The 13,343-nt window shown below is 58.4% G+C and carries 6 protein-coding genes; 3 read left to right on the forward strand and 3 right to left on the reverse strand.

What is annotated here, in order from left to right; genetic code table 11:
- The first annotated feature begins 230 nt into the window (after window positions 1–230).
- From RYB09_RS26975 to RYB09_RS26985, 3 genes are all read left to right on the forward strand, one after another.
- Window positions 231–1,199, forward strand: coding sequence for a hypothetical protein (locus RYB09_RS26975; RefSeq protein WP_316891005.1), 969 nt, complete (start codon window positions 231–233; stop codon window positions 1,197–1,199).
- A 163-nt stretch (window positions 1,200–1,362) separates the two neighbouring features.
- Window positions 1,363–2,244, forward strand: coding sequence for a hypothetical protein (locus RYB09_RS26980; protein ID WP_058402391.1), 882 nt, complete (start codon window positions 1,363–1,365; stop codon window positions 2,242–2,244).
- A 414-nt stretch (window positions 2,245–2,658) separates the two neighbouring features.
- Window positions 2,659–3,570, forward strand: a complete 912-nt coding sequence (locus RYB09_RS26985; protein ID WP_193601032.1) for a hypothetical protein — start codon at window positions 2,659–2,661, stop codon at window positions 3,568–3,570.
- A 343-nt stretch (window positions 3,571–3,913) separates the two neighbouring features.
- On the opposite strand, the gene recD is transcribed toward RYB09_RS26985, so the two are convergent.
- The 3 genes from recD to recC are packed head-to-tail and all read right to left on the reverse strand — an operon-like array spanning window position 3,914 to window position 13,169.
- Complete coding sequence (gene recD / locus RYB09_RS26990; RefSeq protein WP_316890999.1) at window positions 3,914–6,007, reverse strand: exodeoxyribonuclease V subunit alpha; 2,094 nt, start codon at window positions 6,005–6,007, stop codon at window positions 3,914–3,916.
- A complete protein-coding gene (recB, locus tag RYB09_RS26995) occupies window positions 6,004–9,696 on the reverse strand; it encodes an exodeoxyribonuclease V subunit beta (protein ID WP_316891001.1) in 3,693 nt (1,230 codons plus the stop codon). Before recB ends, recD begins: the two co-directional genes overlap by 4 nt.
- Complete coding sequence (gene recC / locus RYB09_RS27000) at window positions 9,693–13,169, reverse strand: exodeoxyribonuclease V subunit gamma (RefSeq protein WP_316891003.1); 3,477 nt, start codon at window positions 13,167–13,169, stop codon at window positions 9,693–9,695. Before recC ends, recB begins: the two co-directional genes overlap by 4 nt.
- Between the last annotated feature and the right edge of the window lie 174 nt (window positions 13,170–13,343).

Genomic DNA, 13,343 nt, shown 5'->3' on the forward strand with positions numbered 1-13,343 from the left:
CGGCTTATCGGGTGCTGGGGTCGACACCGTTCTGTCTGGCGGTGTTGATGCTGGAGGTTTGGAATGTGAGTTCGGAGGTGTCTGCTTGGGAGCAGACGGTTAGGGAGAAAGGAACATCAAGAACGGGTATCGCTATCTTGGGTGCCGGTCTAGATCTCGTGATAGCACTAGAAGCACTAGCAATCAAACTGGCAGGCCAGCAATCAACAATTTCCGCAGCCAGGATAACCTTGTTTACTATTTCATCGAAAAAAGCCGCTATTTTCTTCGGCGAGGCACTGGCCAGAAAAATCACTGAAAAAATCACTGGTCGACTTATAGGATTTTTCGTTTCTAGCTGGATTCTGTCCACCGTCAATATGATTGATGCATGGCAAGCTTGGCAGTGGAACGATGGTGCTATGTACGGTTATCTTCTGCTATCCATGGGGGGGCTAGCGGGCTCGCTAGGAACGTTATTCGGGGCGGCAACAAAGTTGCTTGGACTTACTGCACTGGGTTGGACCGCATTGCTGTTGATCACAGTGGGCGTGGGTTTGGTGATCTTGATGAGTTCAGCTCCGTTGGAGTCTTGGTTAGCAAATGGCCCATTTGGCGAGTCTCATTCAATCGACCGTTTTTTACAAGACCCGGCAGAGGCGTTTTATCGGCTGACGAGCTTGCTTGCCGGCATCAGCATTTCCATCGAAAAAAATCCGGTTTACGAACAGCACGCTACATTTAATACTCGCGCCGATATACCTCACGCCATCCGTAGCGCAGACACGATCATTCGCCTGCAAAGCCGATTGCCGGGCCTTATAGGTCGTCTCGACAGTCTCAGTATTCAAGCCGAGTGTCGGCAGTGCCGTATCACTGAAAGAACCAATAACCAGGGCGTTCCTTATCGAGTAGAACGTGAGATAGGTGACCGACCTGAAATGCCAAAGGCACAACGCCTGCACCCTGATGCACTGGAGCTTTTTTTTACAACGCTCAGCAATCAGATATCTTCCACAGGCAACCGCAGACATTATTACAAATGGGCGGTAAGGGCCCAATTCATGCTGACGCGCGGAGGAGAGGAATATTATTTCCCCGCCCCAGGAGTCAAGGATCCTACACAGCACAAGCAAAACTGGACAAAGCCTAACTTTGAAAAAATCAATCAACCGTTCTGGGCTGATGAAGTTACCCATGAGGGTTCGTCTAGTGATTAATTCCAAAAATAAAACCCTCTACGGCGAAAGAGCCTATTTATCAACCGGCATACCTGATCAGCCAGCACAATCTGAGTATAGTATCGAGGAGTTACGCTTACCTTGGGGGTATACACAAGCCGTAGCACCAGACAGTATTCTGGGTGATCCGACGCCAACCGAGATGCGTTTCTGGGAAGATTTCAAACAAAAAAAACAGGAAAAAATAAACAACCACTCTTACCTGAAAGCTCCGTTTTACGGTGTAAACCTTCATCAAAAATATGATCAAGAGTGTATGCGTTTTGCACAACTAGCTGCGTACTCTAAATTTTGGATTTACATAAACTTCGGAGGGAAATGGATTTTTCTGATATTTACACCTTTTTATGCACTGATCTCGCTGGCAATGCATATAGCCTCAAAAAACTCTTACACGAAAGTTGATTTCTTTGAGGCTTTCATTGGTGGTAGTTACTTTATTTCACTCCCATTTCTATTCTGCTGGCTCATCGGCCATATCGTAATCAATCACTTTCCCCGCCTCTGGTTCCGCCCCCCAAAAGGCCCACTCTGGGAGCTTAACCGCAGAACCGGTCTCGTCACGATCTTCGGCTACAAACGCCATCGAAAAGAAGGGGTGATCGACGAGTTCATCGCGCCGTTCTACGAGTTCGATGCCTACATGACCACCACGCATGATCGTCATGGCTGCTATCACGGCCTGCTGCTTCAGCATCGCTACGAAGAGCAGTGCATCAACTTTCACACATTACTCGGCCCTGACGATTTCCAGCAACGCCCCTGCGCACTCTGGGACTTCCTGCAAAACTACATGGACACCAGCGGCCCGATTCCGGATATCCCGTTGTTTGAACCGTACCGGCACCTGGACCCGGTCACCGCAAGTTACGATCAACAGCGCGGCCGCAACCCTCGTTACTGGATCGACATGGATAACGACACGTTCAAGGCCGAGGTCGATGCCATGTGGCAGCGGGTTTATGCGATCGATACGTTTAGCCGCCCTAACCTTATGGCGCGGTATGTGGATTATGGCTCATGACTGGTGGCGTCCGGTCTGCGACGGAGCAGTGTTCCAGGTCGGGCGCATGCAAAACCTCAACTTCATTCACACCTGATAATGCGCAAGGCTGCAGATTTGTGACGCAGAGCGTCACGGGATGCATGCCAACGCGGAGCATTGGCACGAGAGTCAGTTGGATGTGCGTACAAAAAGATTCCAATCAATGCAGTCAAGATTGGGCAACACTCAACCTCAGGAAAGTCGACCAACCATTCTGGACCGATGACGAAGCTCATAAGGCATTTGCCAATGGCTGAATCGAGCGGCCGCTCCTACTACGGGTGTCTGGCCTACCGACCTGGCAATATTCCCGAGCAGGCATCATTGCGCACGGAGCCATATCACTCTTGCTCGGCCCGACTCCCTTGGGGGAAAACTCAACAGACGACATCAATGAAACTCCTTGAGGAATCCACCCCAGAAAAAATGAGGATCTGGGAGCAAGTAGCGAAAGAAAAAGAGGAAAACAAAAAAGCTGGAACCCATGTGCTGGCATTCCATGAAGAAGTCAAACTTCACAATAAGTGTGACCACGAGCATTTCAGATTTGCGCCTCTTCCACGCTGGTCACGGTTTTGGCTGATCTCATTACAACTCGGGAAAGGAGGATTCATCGTGCTTTCCCCTTTCATAGTGTTAGCACACCTGTCTCTAATCTCGGTATCCCATAAACCATGGCAGACGGTGACCGTCGACCTACTTTTAGCGGCCTACCCGTTGTATCTAGGTAGCCCTTTACTGCTTTGGCTAATAGGCCACATTGTCATTTACCATTTCCCTCTCGTTTGGTTCCGCCCGCCAATAGGCCCACTCTGGGAGCTAAACCGTAGAACCGGTCTGGTCACCATCTTCGGCTACAAACGCCATCGAAAAGAAGGGGTGATCGACGAGTTCGTCGCGCCGTTCTACGAGTTCGATGCCTACATGACCACCACGCATGATCGTCATGGCTGCTATCACGGCCTGATGCTCCAGCATCGCTACGAAGAGCAGTCCATCAACTTTCACGCACTGCTCAGCCCTGACGATTTCCAGCAACGCCCCTGTGCACTTTGGGACTTCCTGCAAAACTACATGGACACCAGCGGCCCGATTCCGGACATCCCGTTGTTTGAACCGTACCGGCACCTGGATCCGGTCACTGCCAGCTACGATCAGCAGCGCGGCCGCGACCCTCGCTACTGGATCGACATGGATGACGCCACGTTCAAGGCCGAGGTCGATGCCATGTGGCAGCGGGTTTATGCAATTGACACGTTTAGCCGACCGAATCTCATGGCGCGGTATGTGGATTATGGTTCATGAGATTTCATGTCGGATCTGTGACGCGGAGCGTTGCGGGATGCGTGCCAACGCGCTCAGAGTGACTCGACTCCCGTTTCAAACACCCCAGCACTCATCGTTACACATAGGCTCTGAAACGCCCGAAAAACCAGGCTTCTGCCCGGAGGGTGTGGGAGATTCCGGAGGTTACGATGGCTGAGAAGCGGCCCTGAAATCGGTGACCTCTATTTACGTCGGATGTAACGTATGCACTGGGTTTGCTGCCGGTTCCCGGCAGATCGCGAACAAGTTCGCTCCTACGCCCTGCGGGCAGAAGCCAGCTTTTCGGGGTCTTGACGACTTGTGGATTCGGGCGCTGACATGCTCAAAGCCCCAACATCAGCCCACTCAACCGTTTAACCTTGCGGCGCAGGGCTTCTTCGAAGATGCCCTGGCGGGGTTCGATCAGGCTGAACCAGTGTTTGGCGCGGGTGATGCCGGTGTAGATGAGTTCTTTGGTGAGTACCGGGTTGAGCGCTTCGGGCAGGATCAGGGCGGTGTGGGCGAATTCCGAGCCCTGGGATTTGTGTACGGTCATGGCGTACACGGTTTCTACCTCGTTGAGACGGCTGGGCAGGACGAAGCGCACGCCATCGCTGCCGTCGTTGCGCGGGAACGCGACACGTAGCACTTGCTTGCCGTCGCCGTCGCGCTCGGGCAGGCGCAAGGTGATGCCGATGTCGCCGTTCATCAAGCCCAGGCCGTAGTCGTTATGGGTCATAAGCACCGGACGGCCTTCGTACCATTGCTGTTCGCTTTCGATCAGCTTCGCGTTGAACAGCGCGTGAGTGATGCGCTGGTTCAGGCCCTCCACGCCCCACGGGCCTTTGCGCACAGCGCACAGCAATTGAAAGGCGTCGAAGGCGCTGAGTACCAAGCGCGCCCATCGCGTCCAGCACTGGTCGTCGAGAGCCGAATCATCGGCGGGACGCCCGGCGGCGAGTACGTTCAGGTAATGGCGATAACCCTGCGGGCCTTGCTCGCCTCTGCCAAGCCCGTCGAGGACCAGGCGTTCGAACTTGAGGTCCTGCTCGCCCTTGAGGGCCAGGGCGAACAGGTCGTCGTGACTGCCAGCCGCAAGCAGCGCGCGGGCCTGTTGGTCCTGCTGCTGGTTGACCAGTCGGGCCAGCTGGCCGATACCGCTGCCTTGGCCAAAACGACGCGAGTGGCGCAGCATCACCACTTGTTGTGCCAACGGGTGCTGCTGCGCATCGCCTTGGCGCAAGGCGCCTTTGCTGAGGTCTTCGCCGCTGACGGCTTCAAGCCAGGCCTGAGTTTCAGCACTGTAAAAGCCTTCTTCAGCGTCGCGACACAAATCGCCCAGAACGGCACCCGCCTCAACGGAGGCCAACTGGTCCTTGTCGCCGAGCAGCACCATGCGCGCATGCGGCGGTAATGCGTCGAGCAGATTGGCCATCATTTCCAGGTCGATCATGGATGCTTCATCAACCACCAGCACGTCCAGTGGCAGTAAGTTGCCTGCGTGATGGCGGAAGTGCCGGGTACCGGGGCGACTGCCAAGCAGGCGGTGGACGGTGGTGACTTCGCTGGGAATTTTCTGGCGCACGTCGTCGCTGACATCCAGGCTCTGCACCTGCTGGCTGATGGACTCGGTCAGCCGGGCCGCCGCCTTGCCGGTAGGTGCCGCCAGACGGATGCGCAACGGCTGGCCACTCTGCACCGCAGGGGCCTGCAATAACGCCAGCAAGCGCACCACGGTGGTGGTCTTGCCGGTGCCGGGGCCGCCGGTAATGATGCTGAAGCCCTTGCGGGTCGCCAGCGCGCAGGCAAGTTTCTGCCAGTCGATAATGGCTTGAGGTGCTGAGTTCGCAGGCCCGAACAGGGCATTCAGGCGCTGCGGGAGATCCTCCGGTGGCGCTTCGCTCTGCGCCAGGCGCTGACGCAAGGCTACGGCGATACGCCGTTCATAGGTCCAGTAGCGGCGCAGGTATAAACGTCGCTCGGCAAGCACCAATGGTTTTTGCAGCGCCTCGACACTTGAATCGCCCACCTCGGCAACCAGCATGCTGTCTGCGAGCGCCTGGCACCACGCGGCACCGTCCAGCGCGGCCAGCAGTTGCGAGGGCAGCAGCATCGTCCCGCCTTGCTGATCGCCCTCGGGTGGCAATGACAGGGCGAAGTCCGGTTCTTTCAGGGTTTCGTACAGATCAAGGCAAACATGGCCGTGGCCGAGTTGATGACTGGTCAGCGCCGCAGCGACCAGCACCAGCGGATCGGCCTGCGGATCGAGGCCGCTGAGAAACGCGACAAATGCCTTGTCTAGCGCGCGCAACCAGCCGCGCTCGACCCAGCGCTCCAGCAGGATCAACAGATCGCCGACGCGCGTCAGCGGGCTCAATTCAGCGAGGCTGATGTCGTCCAGCGCGGTGGGCAACAGATCGTCAAACGAGCGGCTCATGCCAATGCTCCCGGCTGGTCATGCGCTAACGGTTTACCCTGAAACAAAAGGTCCAGGCTCTCGATAAGTTCGCGTGGCGGACGGACGAAATACGCACCTTGAGAGGCCGAGCGGCTGCCGCGCAGGAACAGATACAGCGCACCGCCCATGTGCTGGTCGTAATCATAGTCGGCCATCCGTGCCTTGAGCTGACGATGCAACGCCAGCAAGTACAGGACGTATTGCAGGTCATAACGGTTGTCGAGAATGGCCGCTTCCATCGCCAGTTCGGTGTATGCAGTGTCGTCGGTGCCCAGCCAGTTGGACTTGTAGTCAGCCACGTAATAACGGCCTTCGTGTTCGAACGTCAGGTCGATAAAGCCTTTGAACATGCCGTTGAGCGAGACCGTTTCGGTCGCAGCACGCGGCGCGTTGTTGTGGGTGAAGCGGCGCACAAGAGCGTCCATCTGCGCCACATTGACGTTGTTGCTGGCGAACCAGAATTCCATCTCTATGCGGTACTGATTAGGCTGGTCCAGCTCACCCAGCGCGACCGGTGTGGCATCCGGCGACAGACGCAACGGCATGTTCAGCATGTGCTGCAGCCAATCGCTCAGGGTATTGATCCAGCCCGCCCAACCGCGCCGATTGCAGCGCCGGGCAACGGCGTCCTGCAGTTTGTCCGGCGCGTGAGCGGTCACCGCAAAACCTTCGTTGCCAGCCCACTCGAGCAGCCCGTGCAGAAAGGTGCCGGGGTTGGGGCCACGCGGAAAGCGGTGGATATCGCCGCCACTGGTCAAAATGTCACGAGGAGCTTCAGGGTCCAGGCGCTCGTCGTCGAACAGCTTCTGTGCCTGCGGGCTGTCAGGCGATTCATCGGCACCGGCAGTTACAGTGTCGCCGATACGCAGGGCGCTGTAGGAGGCGATCCACCAGTTCTCGGCAGCGCGACGTTTGGGTACCAGCAGCTTGACCAGCGCGGCTTCGTTGCGCGGCGCGCTGAAGCGTTCGTCAGTGGGCTCGGGAACAGGCTGCAAGGCAATCGCATCGCAGCCTTGCGCGAGATCACGCAGCCAGACTTTCAGCTCTGCCGGTTCGGCCAGCGCTAAACCGCCACCCAGCAAATAACCCAACGCAGAACGGTGCAGCATCGAATTGCTGGCATTGCCGCGTTTGAGGTCGGCAACGCCCAGCCAGCAAGCGTGTTCGGAACGGGTCAGCGCCACGTAGAGCAAGCGCAGGTCTTCGGCCAGACGTTCGTCATCGGCTTGCTGAATCAGCGCTTCGGTGGGCTGCAGGCTGATCTGCGATTTGCCGTCGGCGTCATGAAACTGCAGTGGCAGGCGACTGCCGTCCACGGGTTTCGAGGAGCAAATGAATGGCAGGAACACCAGCGGATATTGCAGGCCCTTGGACTTGTGGATGGTCACCACCTTGACCAGTTGCTCGTCGCTTTCCAGGCGCAAAATCTGTTCTTCGCCAGCCTGACCGGACAGCGCCAGGTGGTCGCCCAGATGCCGAATCAGCGCCTGTTCACCGTCCAGTTCGGCGGCGGCCTGCTGCAGCAGTTCAGACAAGTGCAACAGGTTGGTCAGTACTCGCTCACCGTCGGTGCGCGTCATCAATGTCTGCGGCAGGGCGAAGTCGTGCAGCAGGCGGCGCAGCATTGGCAGGACGCCCTGACTGCGCCACACGGCACGATAGCCACGGAACTGCATGACGCGCCGTTCCCACGCCAGTTCGTCCTGATTCAGACGCTCCAGCTCGGCCAGCGGCAGGTCCAGCGTGATACACGCCAGCGCGGCACGCAGCGTACGTTCGGAATCGGGTTCGGCACAGGCTTTGAGCCAGGACAGCAGGTCGTGGGCTTCCTGAGCGGCGAACACTGAATCCTTGTCCGACAGATAAACGCTGCGCACGCCACGCGCGCTGAGTTGCTGACGCACCGCCTGCGCTTCCTTGCCATCGCGGACCAGAATCGCAATGTCGGCCGGACGCAGCCCGCGCAGCGGTTTATCAAGCATGGCGAAACCGGCACGGCCCTGTTGACCGGCGTTGAGCAGGCGCACGATCTCGCTGGCGCAACTGGCCGCCAACTGTTGGCGATAAATAACCCCGGACACCGGCTGTTCGCTTTCAAGATGCCAGACCGTCAGCGCAGTCAGTGGCGCGCCGTCGACTTCCAGGATCTCTTTGCGACCCTGGGCCAGCGCATCGGAGAACGGTACCTGATTGCCTTGATCATCACGAAACAGGAACGCTCCGCGACCTTGCGGACGTTGCTCTGCGCGCGTGAAGACATGGTTGACCGACGCGACCATTGCATGGCTGGAGCGGTAGTTGGTGTCCAGCGTGTGCCAACGGCCGTCGGTGGCCTGCCGGGCGCGCAGGTAGGTGTAGATATCGGCACCGCGAAACGCATAGATCGCCTGCTTCGGGTCGCCGATCAGGAACAGCCCGGTCTGCTCGTCATTACCCTCAAGGCGATAGATGCTGTCGAAGATCCGGTACTGCACCGGGTCGGTGTCCTGAAACTCATCGATCAACGCTACCGGAAACTGCTCACGAATCAGGGTGGCCAGACGTTCGCCGCCAGCGCTGTGCAGGGCGGCATCGAGCCTGAGCAACATGTCGTCAAACCCCATCTCGGCACGGCGCCGCTTCTCTTCTTCAAAGCGGGCACTTACCCACTGCGCCGCATGCTGCAACACCGCGGCATCCGGCTTGGGCAGACTGTCCAGCGCAGCTTTCAGCTGTGCCATGGCCTCGAAAGCGGGGTGTGAAGGCGGATCACTTTTCCAGGCTTCGGCAACACCCTCCGGGGTCAGGCGCGTGAAACCGGTACCCAGGTCCAACGCTTCCTGTGCGTCGTCAGCAGCCCATGCGGAAAGCTTTTCAAACCAGGGTTTGAAGTAGCGCTCCTGCATCTTGCGGCCATCGACCACTTTGCGGGCTACGGCGTCCTGACAGATCGCATACAGCTCCTCAGCCCAGGCGGCCCAAGGCGCTTTCAGGGCAGCAAGCACTTCTCGACGCTCCTGCAATGATGCCTCGATCAGTTCGGTGGGCTCTTGAGTGAGCGTGCTGCGATCACGACCAAACAAACCTCGCACACGCGGCAACAAGGCCGCCGGACCGCTCAGGTTTTCCCGCACCCAGGTCAACGCGTCGCCGCTCATGGGGTAGCAGAAGCGGCGCCAGTAGTCGCGCAGCACTTCACCGAGCAAATCGCTGTGGTCGGTTTCCAGGGTCTGGGTGAACAGGCTGCCGCTGTCGAATGCGTGTTCGCGCAACATGCGCTGGCACCAGCTGTGAATGGTCGAGACGGCGGCTTCGTCCATCCACTGTGCGGCGATGTCCAGACGGCTGGCACAGGCCGGCCACTGCTCGGCCTCGAACTGCTCACGCAACTCGGCAATCAAACCGTCAGGTGCTGCAATCTCGTCACGAAAGAACCGTGCTGCTTCCGCCAGCCGGGTACGAATCCTGTCACGCAGCTCCTTGGTAGCGGCGTCGGTGAAGGTCACCACAAGGATCTGCGGCGGCAGCAATTCACGACCAAAGCCTGACTGTTCGGTGCCGTGGCCAAGCACCAGACGCAAGTACAGGGCGGAGATGGTGAAGGTCTTGCCGGTCCCGGCGCTGGCCTCGATCAGTTGACTGCCGCGTAGTGGAAAACGCAGCGCCAGAGGAAGGGATTGTTCGTTCATGCGCCACCCTCCCCGCCAGACAACGACTGCCAGGGTGCATCGTAAACCGGTTTGTAGAGCGTCTCGCACCAGCCTGCAAACTCTTCACTGTCGACCAGCGCGTCAAAGTCCGGAAACTGTCGGGCCAGCGCGGTGCTTTCGCGGCGCTCACCATCAGTGGTCTGCCCGTCACCCTCGTAGGCCTTGCGGGCTGCTGCTTCGGCTTTGTCGGCAGGCTGGCCCAGCCAGGCAAATGCGGTTTTGACGGCGACTGGCAAAGGCTCTTGCATGCCGCGTAGCCAAGCCATCAGCAAGTGATTCAGGGTGGTTATGGCCGCGTCCTTGTCCAACGGATCGAGCATGAGGGTTTCGTCACTGGCCACCAGTGCCGTGTGCAACGGCAGCTCACAGGCGCAGGCCACCAGGTGATTGACCCACGGCCGAATCAGCCGGTGCCATTTGCGCGTCTTTTTCGAGCCGATGCTGTTGGGAATCGCCGTGACCAGCAACAGCTCACCACCAGCGTTACGGTGCAGCCCGCCAAGCCAGCCATCGATACTCACACTGCCATGGCTGAAACTGATCGGTAATGCGCTGCTCAACGTTTCAGGCCAGAGGGTCAACAGATCGTGGTAACGCTTGAGAACGTCTGGCAACGGCTCGATCAGTTCGTCCTGCATCAAGGTGCCAAATCCCGCGAGCGGCAGCAGGCCACTGGCTTGAAGTTTCAGTGCCTGGGCTTTCAGGGCGACATCCATATCGTCAGGGGAAGCCATCGCTGCGCTGAGCAGGCTTTCACTGAGGCCGTAACGCTCAAGCGCATCGAGCACGAACGGTTCCTCATCGGCGAGCGGCGCTTCGGCGACTTCGAAATAGATCTTCAGGCGCTGGCTGAAGAAATGCTTCACCGGGTTTCTCAGAAAGTCCTGTAACTGTGCAATGGACAGGGGTTCTTCCTGCTCATGGGGGGGAAGCGCTTGAGGTACGGGCACCTGAAGGTCGGTTTCATGCAGCAGGCGCCACTCGCGGGCGAAGCTGAAATACCCCGTGCCTGCATGGAAGTAATTGGCACTGAAAGGCTGCAGAGGGTGATCCACAGTCAGCGCGTTCAGCAAACGCTCACCATCGTCCTGCTTGCCGTCCGGGTCGGTCTCGCCAGCCAGCTTCCAGCCACTGGCTAAGTGATCGCGCAATTGGCCAATCAGCACCGATGCAGGACGCTCGCTGTTGTCCCGAATGCTGTGGCCAACCCAGCTGATATAGAGCTGGTCCCTGGCCGATAACAGTGCTTCCAGCAACAGGTAGCGATCGTCTTCACGCCGGGAACGGTCGCCGGGGCGGTAATCGCTGCCCATCAGGTCGAAATCCAGCGGCGGTTGCGCGCGCGGGTAATCGCCGTCATTCATGCCCAGCAGGCAGACCACTTTGAACGGAATGGCACGCATGGGCATCAGCGTGCAGAAGTTGACCGAGCCTGCCAGAAAGCGTTGCGACAGACGCCCCTGATCAAGCCCGGCCAGCCAGGCCTCACGCACAACGGTCAACGGCAGCTCATCGGTCAGCCCTACCGCGTCACAGGTTTCCAGCCAGCTTTCGCGCAGTGTTTCAAGTTGAGCGAGCAGGTAGTCATCGTGTTCGCTGTCGGCGAGGAAGAACAACTGCAACAGCGATTGCAGACGCGTTCCCCACGCGTACGGAGTTGCGGATGTCGATAATTCCGTATGAGCCACCTGAAGCGCGTCAATCAGCGCTACCAGTGGGCCGATCAATGCGGCATCAAGCCCGCCAATCTCATCGTACGGCTCGATGCCGTCGTAAGCCGCACCTGCTCCCACGGCGTAACCCAGCAGCATGCGACGTAGGCCGAAATGCCAGCTGTTCTGCTCCAGCGCATCCGGCAAACCCAGACCTGCACGCTGCTGTGCGTTGAGGCCCCAGCGAATGCCGGCGCCTTCTATCCAGCGGTGCAGCGTTGGCAGATCGCGCTCCTGAATCCTGAAGCGCGCGCGCAAGGCGGGAACGTCGAGCAGGTCAAGGATTTCGCTGACCGGAAAGCGGCTGTCCGGGAGTTTGAGGAGGTGTTCAACGGCAATCAGCAAGGGTTCGCGGCCACGTTGCCCCTGGTCGGCCAGCGTAAAGGGAATGAAGCGACGATCTTCGCGTTCGATTTGCCCGAATACCGCTCGTATGTGCGGGGCGTAGCTGTCGATATCCGGGACCATGACAATCACATCACGCGGGCGCAGGCCAGGGTCTTTGCTGAACCTTGCCAATAGCTGGTCGTGCAGCACTTCCACTTCGCGCTGCGCACTGTGCGCAACATGGAAACGGACCGAGCGATCTTCCAGCGGATCGACTGCCGGCCAGAGCTCACGGGTTTCATCCAGCGGGCGCAGCTCGAGAATATCGTCCTGCAACTGGTTCAGCAGATTGGTGGGCTCGACTTCACTGAACAGATCAATCCGCTCGTCCTTGAACGAAGAGCGGTAGCTGCGCGGATCATCATGGCTGTCCAGCAAATTGATGTAATCGCGCCCCTGCTTGCCCCAGGCAGCGAGCAGCGGATGAGCATGCTGATGCAGCGCTTGCGGGTCGAGGACCATCGGCATTCCGGTCTTGCGCGCCTGGCGTTTGTACTGGTGACGCAGCAGGTCTTTGTCGGCAACGATATCAGCCCAGTGATGGCGACACGGGTTGTGAACGCAGAGCAGAACCTGGCTGAACTTCGCCAGACCCGCCAAAGCCTCAAGCGCTTGTGCAGGCAGTGACGAAATGCCGAAAACGATGACCCGTGCCGGCAAGCCCGGCGGCGCTTCGGTCATGGTGCCGATGCGCTCGATGAAACGCTGATGCACGCCCGCGCGGCTCTGCGACATCCCTTCAGCCCCGACGTCGTCCAGCAACGCACGCCACAGTTCGGCCTGCCAGCAATTGGCAGCTGACAATGGTCTGGACTGACCTCGTACGTCGCGCAATTGATGGCGGCCAGCGGCCCAGTCTTCCAGCCAGTCGGCGCGGTAAACCTGATATTGGTCGAACAGATCTGACAGGCGCTCGGACAATTGATAGCGCTTGCGTAGATCAGTGTCGTCGGTCAGGAAACGCTGCAGGGGCTCAAAGTGCGGCTGATTGATGAGTTCAGGGAGCAAGCGCATCAAGCGCCAGGTCAGCGGGGTCTTGTCGAGCAAGGAAGTCGACGGTATTTCATCGCTTCCGAGAACCATGCGGTACAGCGTCCACATGAAGCTACCGGGCAATTGGACGTCTATGGCTGCGGCAATGCCACAGCCGCCGCTATCTTCATCCTGAGCGTCCTCGGCCAACGCCAGTTTCAACCACTGCGCAATGCCGTTGCTCTGCACCAGAGCAATCTCGTTTTCCAGGGGGGCCAATGGATAACGTCGCATCCACGACACAACCAGGCTGCGCAGTTCATCCGGGCGGTTGCCTTGGACCACCATGAAACCTGCACTCAGAGAGGTTGTAACGGACATGCTTGCTTCCTTGACCGGTGCGTAGAACCTGATGCCGAACCATAAGGGCAAGCGCGCTGGATTGCCATAAGCATGTTGGTCTGAATGACTGCCGGAGAGGTGGGGTTATGAGTTCAGGAGAATGCAGAGGTTTGTGGAACCCCAGACAAACAAAAACCCTCAACGCGTAAGCGA

Origin of the sequence: Pseudomonas syringae group sp. J254-4 (assembly GCF_032586855.1) — a bacterium.
Classification (GTDB): domain Bacteria; phylum Pseudomonadota; class Gammaproteobacteria; order Pseudomonadales; family Pseudomonadaceae; genus Aquipseudomonas; species Aquipseudomonas amygdali.